The organism is Cellulophaga lytica DSM 7489 (assembly GCF_000190595.1).
In the GTDB taxonomy this organism is placed as follows: Bacteria; Bacteroidota; Bacteroidia; order Flavobacteriales; family Flavobacteriaceae; genus Cellulophaga; species Cellulophaga lytica.
The window spans coordinates 264,015-281,939 of record NC_015167.1; the positions used below are offsets into that span (position 1 = coordinate 264,015).

17 protein-coding genes are annotated in these 17,925 nt (G+C 32.5%); 9 read left to right on the forward strand and 8 right to left on the reverse strand.

Translation table 11 applies throughout. The features are described 5' to 3' along the window. Window position 1: 1 nt before the first annotated feature. The 5 genes from CELLY_RS01265 to CELLY_RS01285 all read right to left on the reverse strand — a co-directional run bounded on the left by CELLY_RS01265 (window position 2) and on the right by CELLY_RS01285 (window position 4,341). Window positions 2–745, reverse strand: coding sequence for a rhomboid family intramembrane serine protease (locus CELLY_RS01265; protein WP_013619839.1), 744 nt, complete (start codon window positions 743–745; stop codon window positions 2–4). After that, window positions 745–2,625, reverse strand: a complete 1,881-nt coding sequence (gene mutL / locus CELLY_RS01270; protein ID WP_013619840.1) for a DNA mismatch repair endonuclease MutL — start codon at window positions 2,623–2,625, stop codon at window positions 745–747. Before mutL ends, CELLY_RS01265 begins: the two co-directional genes overlap by 1 nt. Beyond that, complete coding sequence (locus tag CELLY_RS01275) at window positions 2,625–2,915, reverse strand: hypothetical protein (RefSeq protein ID WP_013619841.1); 291 nt, start codon at window positions 2,913–2,915, stop codon at window positions 2,625–2,627. Before CELLY_RS01275 ends, mutL begins: the two co-directional genes overlap by 1 nt. Before the next feature lie 174 nt (window positions 2,916–3,089). Continuing rightward, entirely contained in the window at window positions 3,090–3,572 is a 483-nt protein-coding gene (gene ribH / locus CELLY_RS01280; protein ID WP_013619842.1) for a 6,7-dimethyl-8-ribityllumazine synthase, read from the reverse strand. Between the two features lie 7 nt (window positions 3,573–3,579). Further along, complete coding sequence (locus tag CELLY_RS01285) at window positions 3,580–4,341, reverse strand: tetratricopeptide repeat protein (protein WP_013619843.1); 762 nt, start codon at window positions 4,339–4,341, stop codon at window positions 3,580–3,582. Between the two features lie 124 nt (window positions 4,342–4,465). Between CELLY_RS01285 and recF the strand changes: the two genes are divergently transcribed. From recF to CELLY_RS01300, 3 genes are all read left to right on the forward strand, one after another. Continuing rightward, window positions 4,466–5,545 (forward strand): DNA replication/repair protein RecF, encoded by a 1,080-nt coding sequence (gene recF, locus CELLY_RS01290; RefSeq protein ID WP_013619844.1) that lies wholly within the window; start codon window positions 4,466–4,468, stop codon window positions 5,543–5,545. Window positions 5,546–5,671: 126 nt separating this feature from the next. Beyond that, a complete protein-coding gene (locus tag CELLY_RS01295) occupies window positions 5,672–6,097 on the forward strand; it encodes a hypothetical protein (RefSeq protein WP_013619845.1) in 426 nt (141 codons plus the stop codon). Beyond that, window positions 6,097–6,393, forward strand: a complete 297-nt coding sequence (locus CELLY_RS01300; protein WP_013619846.1) for a DciA family protein — start codon at window positions 6,097–6,099, stop codon at window positions 6,391–6,393. Before CELLY_RS01295 ends, CELLY_RS01300 begins: the two co-directional genes overlap by 1 nt. Window positions 6,394–6,467: 74 nt before the next feature. Here the strand turns inward: CELLY_RS01300 and CELLY_RS01305 are convergent, their stop codons facing one another. Together CELLY_RS01305 and CELLY_RS01310 are read right to left on the reverse strand one after the other, a co-directional pair. After that, window positions 6,468–6,887, reverse strand: coding sequence for a nucleoside-diphosphate kinase (locus CELLY_RS01305; RefSeq protein ID WP_013619847.1), 420 nt, complete (start codon window positions 6,885–6,887; stop codon window positions 6,468–6,470). A gap of 113 nt (window positions 6,888–7,000) precedes the next feature. Further along, on the reverse strand, window positions 7,001–8,035 hold the full coding sequence (locus CELLY_RS01310) for an alkaline phosphatase D family protein (RefSeq protein ID WP_013619848.1): 1,035 nt from the start codon (window positions 8,033–8,035) through the stop codon (window positions 7,001–7,003). Window positions 8,036–8,186: 151 nt separating this feature from the next. Between CELLY_RS01310 and CELLY_RS01315 the strand changes: the two genes are divergently transcribed. The 4 genes from CELLY_RS01315 to CELLY_RS01330 all read left to right on the forward strand — a co-directional run bounded on the left by CELLY_RS01315 (window position 8,187) and on the right by CELLY_RS01330 (window position 12,147). Then, window positions 8,187–9,206 carry a DHH family phosphoesterase gene (locus CELLY_RS01315; protein ID WP_013619849.1) on the forward strand — a complete coding sequence of 340 codons (1,020 nt, stop codon included), beginning with the start codon at window positions 8,187–8,189 and terminating at the stop codon, window positions 9,204–9,206. Further along, window positions 9,203–9,748, forward strand: coding sequence for a gliding motility-associated peptidyl-prolyl isomerase GldI (gene gldI, locus CELLY_RS01320; RefSeq protein ID WP_013619850.1), 546 nt, complete (start codon window positions 9,203–9,205; stop codon window positions 9,746–9,748). The genes CELLY_RS01315 and gldI overlap by 4 nt, the downstream gene beginning before the upstream one ends. Before the next feature lie 21 nt (window positions 9,749–9,769). Then, entirely contained in the window at window positions 9,770–10,945 is a 1,176-nt protein-coding gene (locus tag CELLY_RS01325) for a peptidylprolyl isomerase (RefSeq protein WP_013619851.1), read from the forward strand. A gap of 125 nt (window positions 10,946–11,070) precedes the next feature. Next, a complete protein-coding gene (locus tag CELLY_RS01330; RefSeq protein ID WP_013619852.1) occupies window positions 11,071–12,147 on the forward strand; it encodes a glycoside hydrolase family 5 protein in 1,077 nt (358 codons plus the stop codon). A 75-nt stretch (window positions 12,148–12,222) separates the two neighbouring features. Here the strand turns inward: CELLY_RS01330 and CELLY_RS01335 are convergent, their stop codons facing one another. Next, on the reverse strand, window positions 12,223–13,674 hold the full coding sequence (locus tag CELLY_RS01335) for an aminoacyl-histidine dipeptidase (protein ID WP_013619853.1): 1,452 nt from the start codon (window positions 13,672–13,674) through the stop codon (window positions 12,223–12,225). 76 nt (window positions 13,675–13,750) lie between these two features. Here CELLY_RS01335 and CELLY_RS01340 point away from each other — a divergent pair, with 76 nt between their 5' ends. Together CELLY_RS01340 and CELLY_RS01345 are read left to right on the forward strand one after the other, a co-directional pair. Continuing rightward, on the forward strand, window positions 13,751–14,818 hold the full coding sequence (locus CELLY_RS01340) for a DUF3810 domain-containing protein (protein WP_013619854.1): 1,068 nt from the start codon (window positions 13,751–13,753) through the stop codon (window positions 14,816–14,818). A gap of 137 nt (window positions 14,819–14,955) precedes the next feature. Then, on the forward strand, window positions 14,956–17,913 hold the full coding sequence (locus CELLY_RS01345) for an amidohydrolase family protein (RefSeq protein ID WP_013619855.1): 2,958 nt from the start codon (window positions 14,956–14,958) through the stop codon (window positions 17,911–17,913). The last annotated feature ends 12 nt before the right edge of the window (window positions 17,914–17,925 follow it).

Consider the following 17,925-nt stretch of genomic DNA (forward strand, 5'->3'; position numbering starts at 1 on the left):
TTTAATTCCAGCGATTGTTATTAAACTGATTTTTTTTCCAGTACCACATCATTATAAAACCAAATATAGCACCACCTATATGTGCAAAATGTGCAATACCTCCACCAAATAAAGAATAGCCTGTTAAGCCTGAAAACAAATCTATACCAATTAAAACAGGAATAAAGTACTTAGCTTTTATAGGTATAGGTAAAAATATCATCATTAATTCTGCATTAGGGAACATCATACCAAAAGCAACTAAAATACCATAAATAGCACCAGAAGCACCTACAGCAGGCGTGTTATATGCGCTTAAAAAATTATCTATTGTACTTTTAGATGCTACGTTATACCAATCTGGCATATATTTTCCTTCAGCAACAATACCCATTACTTGCTCTTTAGAAACACCAGAGTTTACAATGGCATCTAAACCTTGGTTAAAGTAAAAATAGTTAACACCTGTATGTATTAACGCCGCACCAATACCTGCAGAAAAGTAAAAGAATAAGAACTTGTTTTTACCCCACATTTGCTCTAAAGGTGTACCAAAAGCATATAAAGCATACATATTAAATGCTATATGCATAAAACCACCGTGCATAAACATATGTGATACTAACTGCCATAGCTGAAAATTTTCATTTTCTGGAAACCACAAAGAAAACCATTGGTACATTTGGTCTCCTAATGTTTGTGTTGCTAAAAAGAAAATAACATTTATTATTATTAAATGTTTTATAACATCTGTAAGTCTACCCATTACATAAATTTTTTATCAATATCGTTTTCTGTGATGGTAACATAAATTGGTTTGTTAAACGGGCTAACCATAGACTCTGTACAAGCAAACAAATCGTTTACCAACGCAGCCTGAGATAATTTATCTAGAACGTCTCCTGTTTTAACAGCCAAAGATTTACACAAAGCTTTACTTAAAATATCTGCTTGTGAAAAACCATCTGCACCAACATTTTGTTGGCAATCTGCCATTAATTCATCAAAAATAGTATCTACCTCTGCTTCTGCAACCATTGGCGGAATACCATTTATTTCTACTATATTTTCATTTATTTGTCCAAAAACAAAACCCATAGTAGTTAAATTGTCTTTTATATCTTTTAAAATATCAATTTCTGCTAAAGAAAATGACAATTGTATAGGAAAAAGTAGCTGCTGACTTAAACCTTCATTTAAAGTAACTGTTCTTAAAAACTTCTCGTACAGCACACGTTGGTGGGCTCTTCCTTGGTCTATAACAACCATACCAGATTTTATGGTAGTTACAATATACTTTCTTTTTAACTGAAAAGTAATTGCAGAAGTATCTAAATCATCTTCTGTATCATCAAAAATAGACTTTGCACTTACTTCAGACTCAAAACTTACTCCTTCAAAACCAGTAGATTTTACCTCTGTATTGGGCGTTTCTACATAAAGACTCTCCCAACTTTGCGGACTAGGCTTTTTGTAAGATGAAAAAGAACTTGAAGACGCCGAAGGGCTATTGCTAGCGGTTGTTGGCTTGGTTTCTTCTGCAAACGGATTAAAAGTTGAATCTACGGTTACCTTTGGTAAAACAGCATTTTTATTTTTATACTCGTATGGTGTTTGCAAATTACTATCATGATCAAAATCTAAAGTAGGCGCAACATTAAATTGCCCCAAACTATGTTTTATAGTAGACCTTAAAATAGCATACAACGTTTGTTCATCATCAAACTTCACCTCTGTTTTAGTTGGGTGTATATTTATATCTATTGATGAAGGATCTACCTCTAAATTTAAAAAATAACCAGGATGAGTCCCAGGTTTAATTAAGCCTTCAAAAGCAGCAAGTACTGCATAATGAAGATAATGACTTTTTATAAACCTGTTATTTACAAAAAAGTATTGTTCACCTCTACTCTTTTTAGCAAACTCAGACTTACATATAAAACCAGAAACTTTTACAACTTGTGTATCCTCATTAACAGGAACCAATTTCTCATTAGACTTTTTTCCAAAAATATTTACTATTCTTTGTCTAAAATTAGATTCTGGCAAGTTAAAAAGTTCACTGCCGTTATTGTAGTAATTAAATGCTATAGATGGGTGAGCTAAAGCTACTCTATGAAACTCATCTGTAATATGGCGTAATTCTACGGCGTCTGACTTTAAAAAATTTCTACGTGCAGGAATATTAAAAAATAAGTGCTTAACAGCCAAAGAAGTTCCTTGTGGCGTAGCTACTACCTCTTGAGATTTAATTTCACTACCCTCAATTTCTATAGCAGTTCCAATTTCTTCGTTGGCAGTTTTTGTTTGCAAATCTACACGTGCTATTGCTGCAATAGAAGCTAAAGCTTCTCCTCTAAACCCTTTTGTGTTTAGATTAAACAAATCTTCTGCGCTTTGTATTTTAGATGTTGCGTGGCGCTCAAAACTAAGTCTTGCATCTGTAGCACTCATACCAATACCGTTATCTACAACTTGTATTAGAGATTTACCACCATCTTTAATTATTAATTTTATGCTAGTTGCTCCTGCATCAATTGCATTTTCTAGTAGTTCTTTAACTACAGAAGCTGGTCGCTGAACAACTTCACCCGCTGCAATTTGGTTTGCAACGTGGTCCGGTAAAAGTTTTATGATATCTGCCATTATTTTATGGAGAATATTGAAAGATCAAAGTCTATAATGTATAAAAAAGCGAAAACCAAAACAGCTATTATAATTGCCATTCGTATTTTCATATTTCTGTCTCCCTCTTTACGCAGATCAGAAAAAGCGTTTCCAAACTTACTTTTTAATCCTTGTTTTGGGCCAACAGTTGTACGGTATTTATCTAGTTTGTGCTGAATTTTATACGGGTTACCCTCACCTTTATCATCATAGTAACGAGGCTTATAGTCGTACGACTTATTTTTCCGTAATCTTGTAAATTTTCCCATAATAACTAGATTTTCAAAGGTACTTAAAAACACAAAAAATAGCACAGATACTATGCCAAAACTTGTTAACAAGTCAAATTAACATAAAAACAAAAAAGATGTATAAAAAAATACTCTTAAAAAATCTTATTTAAAAGACTTTTTAAGAGTATTTAATAAGTGTATTTGGCAGTATTAGTTTCCTAAAGCAGCCATTTTTATTGCTGCTATTGCAGCTTCTGTTCCTTTATTACCGTGTTTACCTCCACTACGGTCTATTGCTTGTTGCAAGTTATTGTCTGTAAGTACACAAAAAATAACAGGTGTATCTGTTAAAACATTTAGGTCTTTTATACCCTGTGCTGTTGCACTACATACAAAATCAAAATGTTTAGTTTCTCCTTGTATAACACTACCAATAGCTATAACTGCATCTACTTTTTTAGTTGCAATCATTTTTTTACTACCGTAAGTAAGTTCAAAACTCCCGGGAACATCCCATCTTACAATGCTTTCTTTTACAGCTCCGCAATCTAAAAGAGCTTCTATAGCTCCATTATATAGCCCTTCTGTAACTTCTGTGTTCCATTCTGAAACAACAATCCCAAACCGAAAATCTTTCGCGTTTGGGATAGAAGTTTTATCGTATACTGATAAATTTTTATTAGCCGTAGCCATATCTATGTTATTTAGCTTTTCCTATAAATGCATCAATTGTTGAAGCCTCTAAAGAAGTAGAAAATTCATTTTTCACTCTCTCAAAGTACTTTAATGCCTTATCTTTTTCACCTAACTCTAATGCTGCAACACCAGCTTTGTATAAATATCTTGGAGTTGTAAAATCGTTATCTCCCTGAGCAACTGCTTTTTCATAATACTCTAAAGCATCTTCAGTTTGGTTTAACTGCATAAAAGCATCACCTATACCACCTTTAGCTAAAGCTCCTAAAGTAACATTACTAGTACTAAAATCTTCTAAATGATTAATAGCCTCTTGGTAGTTTTTTAAATTTAAGTAAGCCATACCAGCAGAGTAATTTGCTAGGTTAGCAGTTGGTGTACCACCGTAATTTTTTATAATATCTAAAAATCCGTATTTACCTTCAGACCCGTTTAAGGCTAAAGTTAATAAAGAATCTTTATTCGCAGATGCATCATTTAACGCTTGGTCTAAATACTGTTGTGGGTAGTACATTTCGTTATTAGCATCGTTAATTTTAGGATTTTGAACAAAATTAACATAAGCTAAATAAGCTAAAACTCCAACAGCAATAACACCTATAACGCCTAAAATTGCTTTTTGATTTTTTGCAACCCACTCCTCAGATTTGGACGCACTTTCATCTAAAGTATTAAAAACCTCTGCAGTTGTACTATCTTGTTCTTGTATTTCTACTTCTTCTTCTTTAGTCTTTGGTTTGTATCCTCGCTTTTTATATGTAGCCATAGTTAATTTTATTAATCGCGCAAAAATAAAGTTTTTATTGAAATCTAAAACCTTATTTATTCGTTATTTTTCAATAATTTGCGACTTCTCTTATATTTTTAAAATAAAACTTGCCAAAAACAGAATGCTTTTAAAGAAATTATCGCTTGTAAATTATAAAAATTTTGACTCTAAAGAATTTGATTTTGACGCTAAAATAAACTGCTTTGTTGGCAGTAATGGCGTAGGAAAAACAAATATTTTAGATGCTATTTACCATTTATCTTTTGGCAAAAGTTACTTTAATCCTATTGCGTCACAAAATATAAAACACGGTGAAGATTTTTTTGTTGTTGATGGATTGTTTTTTAAAAACGATAGGGAAGAAAAAATTATTTGCAGTTTAAAAAAAGGTGCTAAAAAGGTTATTAAAAAAAATGGTAAGGCATATGATAAGTTTTCTGACCATATTGGTTTTTTACCGTTGGTAATTATTTCTCCGGCAGACCGCGACCTTATTTTAGAAGGTAGTGACACAAGACGTAAGTTTATAGACGGTGTAATATCTCAATCTAATAAAGAATATTTAACTGCTCTTTTAAAATATAATAAAATACTTTTACAACGTAATTCTCTTTTAAAATACTTTGCTGTAAACCATACTTTTGACAAAACTACACTAAGTGTTTATAATGAGCAATTACAAGAATATGGTACAATTATACACAAAGAACGTGTTGCATTTTTAAATGAATTTATTCCTATTTTTAAAGAACAATATGCTGCAATATCTGGCGGAAAAGAAGATGTAACAATTACATACAACAGCAAGCTACTAGACAAAGATTTACTGCAATTATTTAATGAAAGTTTAGAAAAAGATAGGGCTGTGCAATACACTACAGTTGGTACTCATAAAGATGATTTGTCTTTTGAAATTAACAATTACCCTGTAAAGAAATTTGGTAGCCAAGGGCAGCAAAAATCCTTTTTAATAGCCTTAAAACTGGCTCAATTTAACTTTATTAAAGCGCAAGCAAAAACAACTCCTATTCTATTGTTAGACGATATTTTTGACAAGTTAGATGAAAACCGCGTAGCACAAATTGTATCTTTAGTAGATGACGATAATTTTGGACAAATTTTTATTAGTGATACGCACGCAGACCGAACTGAAAATGTGGTAAAAAATATACACCAGAGTTACAAAATATTTAAAATATAACTAGTTATACTTACAGTTTATATTTTATATTCATAAAACAAAATAACATTAAAAGTTGCCGTTATTTTATACTTAAATTTGCATTTTCCAAGTCACTGTACATCCTTTAAACAAGAAACTTTAACAATGAAAAAGCTAGCAATTATATGTTTAACAATACTATTTATAGCCTGTAGCAACTCATCTACTGTAAAAAAAGAAGATATACACTTGCTTAATGGCTACTGGGAAATTACTCAAGTTTTTTTTGCTGATGGCAGAAGCAAAGAGTATAAAGCAAGCCCTATTATAGATTTTTTTGAAATTAATAACCAAAAAGGATTTAGAACAAAAGTACAGCCAAAAATTGGAGGCACTTTTACCACAAATAAAGATGTAGATAAAGTTACTATTACACAAAAACAAAGTACCTTTACCATAACATACAGCAATAACCTTACAGAAAGAGAAGAAGAGTTATTAAGCCTTACCAAAAACTCTTTTACAGTTAAGGATACAGAGCAAATTACATACGTTTACAAACGCTACCAACCTATACAAATAGAGCAATAATGGCAAAACGCAAAAAAGAAAATCTGCAATTAGGAGATCTTTTACAAGATTTTATAAAAGAAAATAGATTAGACCGTGGTATAGACGGTGTAGATACACGTGCTGCTTGGAAAAACCTTATGGGACCTGGTGTAAATAATTATACTACTGCTGTAGAATTACGTAATGGCACTTTGTACGTATCTCTAAGTTCTTCTGTATTAAGAGAAGAATTAAGTCACGGCAATTCAAAAATTATTAAAATGATAAATGAAGATTTAGGAAAAGAAGTGGTAAAAAAATTAGTACTACGTTAAATACTTTTCATTTTAAAACATAAAAAAAACCATCAAGCAAAAACTTGATGGTTTTTTTATGTTTTGGTATATATCTAGAAAATTTCTCTTCCAGAAAAATGGAAAGCTCCTTCAATAGCAGCATTCTCATCACTATCAGATCCGTGAACTGCATTTTCTCCTATAGAAGTTGCATATAATTTACGAATAGTACCTTCTGCAGCTTCTGCTGGGTTAGTTGCACCAATAAGAGCTCTAAAATCTTCAACAGCGTTATCTTTTTCTAAGATAGCAGCAACAATAGGACCTCTTGTCATAAATTCTACTAACTCTCCAAAAAACGGACGCTCGCTATGTACAGCATAAAATGCTTCTGCATCTCTTTTGCTTAACTGCGTATATTTCATAGCTACAATTTTAAAACCTGCAGATGTAATTTTTTCTAAAATACCACCAATGTGACCATTTTCTACACCGTCTGGCTTAATCATTGTAAAAGTTCTGTTTGTAATCATCGTCTTTTAAATTTTTTGCAAAAATAATGCTTTTAATATAACACGCAACAAATTAGTTTAAAAGCTTGTAAAGCAACTGTTAATAGATTGTTAGGTTAATGATATTAAGCTGCTTAGTAGGTTTGTTTTAATTCTCCTAGCACCTTACCATTATCACCTATCATTTTAAAGTTTACTGTTTTAGTGTCAAAATCAAAATTTAACAAACCAAAACTCTTAACAAAAACAACTTCTCCTACCCTGTATGGATTTTCTTCTCCAGAAAAACCAGTGTAAGTATGTGTTAACCCACTACTTGTAAAATCTACCAGCGGATAATTTAAATCTTTTACTGTGTCTACAGAAAACTCAGATATATGTCGGTCTCCAGATAATATCATTGCGCCTTTAGCCTTAGTTTTTACTAAAAGTTTTTTAAGTTTGTCTACCTCATGCGGAAAATTTCCCCATCCTTCAAAACCGTGCTTGTTAGATAAATATTGTACACTACTAATTAAAATATTAAAATCTGCTTCAGAATTATTTAGCTCTTCTGTTAACCATTTCCATTGCTCTTCTCCTAAAATAGTTCCTTCTCCGTAAACATTTGGTTGCACACGCCTTTTGTTGTCTGTAGCTGGTGTTAGTGCTGTTCTAAAATAGCGCGTATCTAAAACTAATACCTTTACTTTTGCTTTTGGCAAGTTGTAATTATGTACTGCATAAACACCTTCTCTTTGTCTACGCGGACTATCTTTAGCAACATCCATAAAGTCTAAAAACTCTTGTTCACTTTCTTTTTTAGCCTTAAACTCTACTCCACCGTCATTTAAACCATAATCATGATCATCCCAAGTACCAATTACTGGTACAGTTTCTTTTAACTTTTTGTAACCAGGCACATTGTCTTGAGCTGCATATATAGCTCTTAACTGCTGCATATTATCTGTATCTGCATAAATATTATCTCCTCCCCAAATCCACAAATTAGGATTGGCTGCTAAAACATCATCCCACAAAGGGTTTACCTCATCATGTTTGTTACAAGATCCAAAAGCAATGGTAAAATCTGGCTTAGTTTCTGTAGTTACAGTAGTTTCTACAGGTTTTACTGTTTTACATGCGCTAAAAGCAACCAATAAACCAAGTACAAAAATAGTTTTCTTCAAAATATTAAAATTATAGTTTAAGTAACAATTTTAAGACTATTTTTTCACATACTAAAGCATTACATAAGGTATTAACCAAAACATAAGATTGGCAGTTATAAAAAGCTACCGGTATTTTGAGCATTTACTAAAAACACTATCTTTGGTGCATATGAATAAAGAAGATAGTAAAACGGTGAAGTCCTTACTTAGCTCACCACACAAAATAGTTATAATACCACACAAAAATCCAGATGGTGACGCCATAGGTTCTACCTTAGGACTAATGCATTACCTTAAAAACAAAGGACAACAAGCAGTTGTAATAGCTCCTAATGACTTTCCTAAGTTTTTAAAATGGATGCCAGGACAAGAAGAAATTATCATTTTTGAAAATGACAAAGAAGTAGCTGAAAAATATATTACAGAAGCTAGTATAATTTTTACACTAGATTTTAATCATTTATCTAGGGTTGGTTTTATGCAAGAAACCTTAGAAGCTGCAGAAGGTACCTTTATTATGATAGATCATCACCAAGCACCATCAGACTACGCAAAAGTTACATATTCTGATGTGCATATGAGTTCTACTTGTGAAATGGTATATAATTTTATTGAAGCCATTGAACAAGACACTAGCAAAATTACAAGTAAAATAGCAAACTGCTTGTATACTGGTATAATGACAGATACTGGATCTTTTAAATACTCATCTACAACAAGCAGAACACACCGCGTAGTTGCAGATTTAATTGATAAAGGAGCAGAAAATATGGCTATACACAATAAGGTGTTTGACACCAATTCTCCTAGTAGATTACATATTTTAGGTTGTGCCCTAAAAAATATGGTTATACTAGAAGATTACCATACTGCATACATTACACTTAGCCAAGAAGAGTTAGATGAAAATGAATTTAAAAAAGGAGATACAGAGGGTATAGTTAATTACGGACTTACTTTAGACAATATTATTTTTGCTGTTATTTTTATTGAAAATAAAGATGAAGGAATTATAAAAATATCATTTAGATCTCAAGGCAATTTTTCTGTAAACGAATTTGCAAGAGCGCATTTTGAAGGTGGCGGGCACGACAATGCTGCTGGTGGTAAAAGCAATGTTTCTTTAGAAGAAACCACAGCAAAATTTGTTGCTTTGTTAGACAGTTATAAAGATCAATTAAAAGGATGAAAAAAGTTATATACTTAGCACTAATACTTTGCTTTATAAGTTGTGATGGTCCAGAACCAAGAAGACCTATAGAAGTAAAAACAGGTAGTTACATAAAACAATCTATAAAACGAAATAAATTACTACTTGCAGAAGAAGAAGCAATTATACAACGAATAATAAAAAAAGATACTGCCCACAACTACACAAGTGGCACAAATGGAGCTTGGTATTTTTACAATAAAAAAAACCAAGAGCAAACACAAACCATAAAACCAGATGATTTGGTTACTATGCGTTATAGTTTATTAGACCTTAATAATGATACTATTTATGGTTTTAATGAAATTGGGACCATACAATATAAAGTAGACAAGCAAGAACTATTTTTAGGCCTACGTACAAGTGTAAAACTCTTAAAAGAAAATGAGACTGCTACCTTTTTATTTCCTTCTTCTTTAGGCTACGGCTACCACGGAGACGATAATAAAATAGGAACCAACATACCTTTAAAAGCAGTAGTATCTATATTAAAAGTAGAAAAAGATAGTATTCTAAATTAAAAATCAACTAAAAAAGTAAAAATGAAAAAAAGTTTTTTAATCTTATTAATAGCTGTATCTGCAATGGTAGGCTGTAAATCTGGACAATATGCAGACTTAGAAGATGGGTTGTATGCAGATATAAAAACCAATAAAGGAGATATGCTAGTAAAGTTAGAGTACAATTTAGCACCAGTTACTGTTGCTAATTTTGTTTCTTTAGCAGAAGGTAAAAGTCCGTTTGTTAGTGAAGAATACAAAGGTAAAAAATACTACGATGGTATTATTTTTCATAGAGTAATGAAAGATTTTATGATTCAGGGTGGAGATCCAACAGGAACAGGTATGGGTAACCCTGGTTATAAATTTAAAGACGAGTTTAACGATTCTCTTCGTCACACAAAAAAAGGTATTATATCTATGGCTAACTCTGGACCCAAAACTAATGGCAGCCAGTTTTTTATTACTCACGCTCCTACTCCTTTCTTAGATGGTTTAGATGAGTTTGGTAATTTAAAAAATTGTGATAATCCTAGAGTTGGATGTCATTCTGTTTTTGGTGAAGTTGTTAAAGGTTTAGAAGTTGTAGACTCTATTGCAAATGTAAAAGTAGCTGCAAAAAACAGACCTATAGAAGATGTTGTTATCTCTACCATAGAAATAGTAAAAAAAGGTAAAGAGGCTAAAAAGTTTGATGCAATTAAAGTAATGACAGCTTACTTTGAAGAAGAAAAAGAAGAAGAAAAAAGACAACTTGCTTTAGCTGAAGAAGCTAAAAAAACAGAAGCTGCTTTTGCTGCAGAAACTGCCGAGCAAATTAAAAAAGCAGAAACTTTACCTTCTGGCTTAAAAGTGCTTGTTTTAAAAGAAGGTACTGGTAAAAAACCAAAAATTGGACAAAAAGCTTTGGTAAACTATGCTGGTTGGTTAAGCAATGGCACTTTGTTTGATACCACAATGGAAGACGTTGCTAAAGAGTTTGGAAAATATGATATTATTTACAAAATGCACGGTAACGATTTAAGCCCATACCCAATGGAATACAGTCCAGAGTCTAGATTAACTGCTGGTTTTAAAGAAGGGCTATTACGTATGAGAGTTGGCGATAAAGTTCGTTTGTTTATTCCACCTCACTTAGGTTACGGAGAACAAGGAGGCGGACCAATACCTCCAAACGCCGATTTAATTTTTGATGTAGAAATCACTGGTATTCAATAAACTACACGTTTCTTAACAAAAAAGTTTCAATAAATTAAAAGACTGCTTTTGGCAGTCTTTTTTATTTGTAATACATTTACTACAAATAATTCTCCCCAAGTAAACCTTTAATAATAAAAAACGCTATGAAAACATTTGCATTAAAAACAGTATTACTCGTATTTTTTTTATCTTTTTTATCTTGTGACAATTCATCTAACGACCTAATAGATGCAATTAATGATAATAACGAAGAAACTAAAGAAGAAGAAAACACCAATGAAGATGAAAACAACAGTAACAACACTGCAAAAACTGTTGTAGATGCGTACGGACAACTACGCATTAAAGGAAGTAAAATTGTAGACAAAAATGACAACGCAATACAATTACGTGGTATGTCTTTATTTTGGAGCCAATGGATGCCACAATACTACACAACAGGCACCGTATCATGGCTAAAAGAGGATTGGAACGTTACCATTGTAAGAGCAGCTATGGCTGTAGAAGATAATGATGGTTACCTAAGCAACCCAGAAAGAGAAAAAGCTAAAATATTTACAGTTATAGATGCCGCTATAGAACAAGGTATTTATGTTATTGTAGATTGGCACAGTCACCACGCAGAAAATCACCTAAGTGAAGCAAAAAGTTTTTTTGCAGAAGTTGCCCAAAAATACGGAGACAAGCCTAACATTATCTACGAAATTTACAACGAACCTTTAGATGGTGTTTCATGGAACAACACACTTAAGCCATACCATGAAGCTGTTATTAAAGAAATTAGAAAGTATGACCCAGACAATATTGTAGTTTGTGGTACTAGAGTATGGTCTCAACGTGTTGATGAAGTAATTGGCAATGAAATTAATGATGCCAACGTAGCGTATACTCTTCATTACTATGCAGCTAGTCACAAGCAATATTTAAGAGATATTGCCAAACAAGCCATAGACAACAACTTGGCTATTTTTGTTACAGAATATGGCACAACAGAATACACTGGTGATGGGTATGTAGACACTGCAGAGAGTAAAGCTTGGTGGAAATTTTTAGACGATAACAAAATATCATGGTGTAATTGGTCTATAGCAGATAAAAACGAAAAATCTGCGGCATTAACTCCTGGAGCTAGTGGCAATGGTAATTGGAGCTTAGATCAAGTAACGGAATCTGGAAAATTAGTACGAACAGAATTAATAGAAAAGAATCCTACTTTTTAAATAAAACCTTAATACTAAAAATCCCCATTTGATGTTTTCAAACGGGGATTTTTTTTTATAAAGTTATATAATGCTTTAAGCCGGACTATTTTTTAGCACTTCTAAAGTAAATTTCCAAAACTTTTGTACAGAAGAAATACTAACACGTTCATCTGGTGAGTGAGCTCCTTTTATAGTTGGCCCAAAACTAATCATATCCATATCTGGGTAATTCTGACCTAAAATACCACACTCTAAACCAGCATGGCAAGCCACCACCTTTGCATCTGTACCAAAAACGGTTTTATACTGTGCACTTAACACTTTTAAAATAGCCGAATCTGGATTAGGATTCCATCCTGGATATTCACCACTAAAGTCTACCTTAAAATCTGCTAATTCAAAAGCAGACTTTAATGCGTTAGCTAAATCCATTTTTCCAGAGTTTACAGAAGACCTAGTTAGGCATCCTATTTTTATTGCTCCGTCTTTAACTATAACTCTTGCTATGTTGTTAGATGTCTCTACCAAATCTGCCATACTAGCACTCATTGCATACACACCGTTATGTGCTGTGTAAATACCACGTAACATTTTTTGTTGAGCCTCTTTTTCCATAACATTTTCTGGCAAGGCAACCTCTGTTAAAGAGATAATTAAATTTGGCTCCGTAACTTTCAATTCAGATTTAATAGTATTTACCAACTTTTCAAAATTAGCCAAAAACTCATCTGTAACTTTTACAGCAACAATAGCATTGCTTTCTCTTGGTATTGCATTACGCAAACTACCACCATCAATCTCAGAAATGGCCAAATCAGTATGTAAGCTTATGTTATAAAGCAGCCTATTCATTATTTTATTAGCATTGCCCAAACCACGGTGTATATCCATACCACTATGACCACCATTTAATCCTTTAACAGTTACTTTATATCCTGTAAAGTTTGCCTGCACAGGCTCTAATTCATAAATTCTTCTTGCAGTAATATCTACACCTCCTGCACAACCTATATCAATCTCATCATCTTCTTCTGTGTCTAAATTTAAAAGGATATCGCCTTGCAAAACGCCACCTTTTAACCCCATAGCACCAGTCATTCCTGTTTCTTCATCAATAGTAAATAAAGCTTCTAAAGCAGGGTGTGGTATATCTGTGCTTTCTAACAAAGCCATTATTGTAGCAACACCCATACCGTTATCGGCTCCTAACGTAGTTCCTTGAGCTCTAACCCAGTCACCATCTATGTACATTTGTATGCCTTGAGTATCAAAATCAAAAACAGTATCGTTATTTTTTTGGTGTACCATATCTAAATGAGACTGCAACGTAACCATTTTTTTATTTTCTAAACCTGGTGTTGCTGGCTTTCTAATAATAACATTACCAACCTCATCTTTTAAAGTTTCTAATTGTAAAGAAGCGCCAAAATCTAACATAAACTGTATAACACGTTCTTCTTTTTTAGAAGGTCTTGGTACTGCATTTAAGTCTGCAAATTTGTTCCAAACTGCTTTTGGTTCTAACTCTCTTATATCTTTACTCATTTCTTTTTATTTTCTAGGCCTCAAAATTACATAATAGAAAACGATTATATGTCTTGTATTGTTTATTTTTGATGTAATGAAGTCAAAATTAAAAAATGGTATTGCTCTTTTGTTGCCTATACAAATAGTATTGGTAAAATGGTTGGCCAACTATCCTTCATTTATTGAAAAATATTACAGTAATGGTTTGTACCAATACACTTCTAAGTTTTTTAGGTATTTATTAGGTTGGATACCATTTTCTGTTGGCGATATTTTATACGCTGCATTAATTATATTTGCTCTTAAATACGTTATTAAAAAAAGAAAATATATAAAGCAAAAACCTCTCATTTTTTTAAGAAATATTCTGGTAGTTTTATCTATTGCTTATTTTACTTTTCATTTTTGTTGGGGGTTAAACTACTACAGAGAACCACTATACAAAACATTACAAATTAAAGAGAATCATTCTTTAGCAGAATTAGAATCTTTTGTTTCTAGGTTAATAGAAAAAACAAATACCATACATAAAACTATTACAGAAGACAGTACTAAAGCTGTTGTTATGCCCTATAACAAAGCAGAGATTTATGATTTAACAACCGTAGGGTACACAGAATTACAAAAAAAATACCCATTTTTAAATTATCAAACACCTAGCTTAAAAACCTCTTTATATAGTACAGGTTTAAGCTATGCAGGTTACGGTGGCTACCTTAACCCTTTTACTAATGAAGCTCAGGTAAATGGTAAAATTCCACTGTACAGGTATCCTGTAATTGCAGGTCATGAAGCCGGACACCAAATTGGATATTCTGCAGAAAATGAAACCAATTTTATTGGGTATTTGGTAACTGCTAACAATACAGATATTTACTTTAAATATGCTGCCTACTCATACGCATTAAGCTATTGTTTAAGTGATATTAGATACAATAATCCAGAATTATTTAATCAACTTTATAGTAATTTAAATGTTGGAGTTAAAAAAAACTATCAAGAATTAAGTACTTTTTGGGGTAATTATGAAAACCCTATGGAGCCTGTTTTAAAATCTGTTTACAGCACTTTTTTAAAAGCAAACAACCAAACAGATGGTATGAAAAGCTACAGCAGAATTGTAACATTATTGGTTGCCTACCATCAAAAACACCCATTATAAAATATTAAGATCTATAGAATAGCGGTACATTTACATACGTACGCACAGTAATTTTAACATTTTATTACGATTTTCAAATGCCTGTTTACATATCTTTAGACAGACTAATTTACTAATCAACTCAAAAAGAAACCGATATGAGAATACGACTCCTATCGCTTGCCCTATTTTTGGCAAGTGCTACCGTGTTTGCACAGGATTATTTCCCTACAAACACTGGTGTAAAATCTAAAAACAACAATTACACCGCCTTTACAAATGCTAAAATATTTGTTACTCCTACACAAGTTGTAGAAAACGGAACTCTACTTATTAAAAACGGAAAAGTAGTACAAGTAGGTAAAAGTGTTACTGTACCTAAAAATACAGTAACTGTAAACCTAAAAGGAAAATCTATTTACCCTTCGTTTATAGATATTTACTCAGACTTTGGTGTAAAAAAGCCTAAAGCATCTGGCGGTAGATCTACACAGTATGAAGCTACAAGACACGGTTATTATTGGAATGACCATATAATGCCAGAAAATAATGCTATATCTGTTTTTAAGTTTGATGCTAAAAAAGCTGCTGAATACCAAAAAGCAGGTTTTGGTGTTGTAAACTCTCATATACAAGATGGTATTGCTCGTGGTACAGGTATACTTGTTACTTTAAATGATGATGGTACAAATAGCGATCGTATTTTAGATGACAAATCTGCACAATATTTTTCTTTAACTAGAAGCGCCATAAAAAAACAATCTTACCCTTCTTCATTAATGGGTTCTTTGGCTTTACTAAGGCAAATGTATTCTGATGCTGCTTGGTATGCAAATGGCAATAGTGACACAAAAGATTTGTCTTTAGAAGCTTTAAATAAAAATAAAGGTTTGGTTCAAATTTTTGAAGCTGGTGATAAGGGTCACGCTTTAAGAGCAGATAAAATAGGAGACGCAAACAATATACAATATGTAATTTTAGCTGGTGGTAATGAGTATGAGAGCATTGCAGATATTAAAGCTACAAATGCTACTTACATTGTACCTATTAACTTTCCAGATGCTTATGATGTATCTAACCCATACCAAGCAGATAATGTTTCTTTAGCAGATATGAGACGTTGGAACCAAGCACCTTCTAACCCAAAAGTACTTGCAGATAACAGTGTTCCTTTTACGTTTACTACGTATGACCTTAAATCTCCTGCTGCTTTTAAAAGTAAATTATTAAAAGCTATTGCATACGGTTTACCAAAAACAAAAGCTCTAGAGGCTTTAACAACTGTACCTGCGCAAATACTTGGTAAATCTAACCAAATAGGTTCTCTTAAAAGTGGCAGCTACGCAAACTTTTTAATTACTTCTGGTGATGTTTTTGACAAAAACACTACACTTTACGAAAACTGGGTTCAAGGACAAAAAAATGTAATAACAGATAAAGATGTTAAAGACATAAATGGAACCTATAATTTAGCTGTAGATGGCACAACTTATAAGTTAGAAATTAAAGGGGCTACAGATAAACCTTCTGCTACTTTAAAACAAGACTCTACCACTATTAAGTCTAAATTCTCATATAAAGAGAATTGGATAGATCTTGCCTTTGCCACTAATAAAGGAGAAAAAAGATATAGAATGACGGGTATTGTTACCCCTAACTCTAACAATATTAGCGGTAAATTAGTATTACCAAACGGAACTGAATCTACTTTTGTTGCTACAAAAACAGGAGATGTAGATAAAAAAGAGAAAAACAAAAAAGAAACTACTACACCAGATTTAATGCCGGTTACCTACCCTAACGTTGGTTATGGTTACGCAAACAAACCAAAACAAGAAAACATATTGTTTAAAAACGCTACAGTTTGGACAAGTGAAGATGCTGGTATTTTAAAAAATACAGATGTACTTGTAAAAAAGGGTAAAATTGTAAAAATAGGTACCAACTTAAGTGCAGGTGGAGCAACAGTTATAGATGCAACTGGTAAGCATTTAACAGCTGGTATTATAGATGAGCACTCACATATTGCAGGCTTAAGTATTAATGAAGGCGGGCAAAACTCTTCTGCAGAAGTAAAAATGGAAGATGTAGTAGATAACGAAGATGTAGACATTTACCGCAATCTTGCTGGTGGTGTAACAACTATACAATTATTACACGGTTCTGCTAACCCTATTGGAGGGCGTTCTGCTTTATTAAAGTTAAAGTGGGGAGAAAGTGCAGATGAAATGATTTACGATAATTCTCCTAAATTTATAAAATTTGCTTTAGGTGAAAATGTAAAACAAAGCAACTGGGGCAGTCGTTCTCGTTTTCCTCAAACAAGAATGGGTGTAGAACAAATGTTTATAGATTACTTTCAACGTGGTAAGGAATATGACGAAAAGAAAAAAAGTGGTGAACCATACCGTTATGATGAAGAAATGGAAGTAATTGCAGAAATAATTAACGGAGAACGTTTTATTAGTTGCCACTCTTACGTACAGTCAGAAATTAATATGTTAATGAAAGTTGCAGAAAAGTTCAACTTTAAAGTAAACACTTTTACACATATTTTAGAAGGTTACAAGGTTGCAGATAAAATGAAAGAACACGGGGTTGGAGCATCTACATTTAGCGATTGGTGGGCTTACAAGTATGAGGTTAATGATGCTATACCATACAATGCAGCTATAATGCAAAGTCAAGGTGTTACTGTTGCTATTAACAGTGATGATGCAGAAATGTCTAGAAGGTTAAACCAAGAAGCTGCCAAAACTGTTAAATACGGAGATATGACAGAGCTTGAGGCTTGGAAAATGGTAACTATTAATCCTGCTAAATTATTACACCTAGACAATCGTGTAGGTAGTATTAAAGAAGGTAAAGATGCAGATTTAGTGCTTTGGAACAACCATCCACTATCTGTTTATGCAAAAGCAGAAAAAACATTAATAGAAGGTGTTGTATATTTTGATTTAGAAAAAGACAAACAACAAAGAACTGCTATTAAAAACGAAAGAAACAAGCTTATTACAATGATGCTTGAAGAAAAAGAAGGTGGCAAACCAACACAAAAGCCTATTAAGAAACAAAAACCTAAGTTCCATTGTGATACTATGGATGCTGAGTGGTAAACCTAATAGACA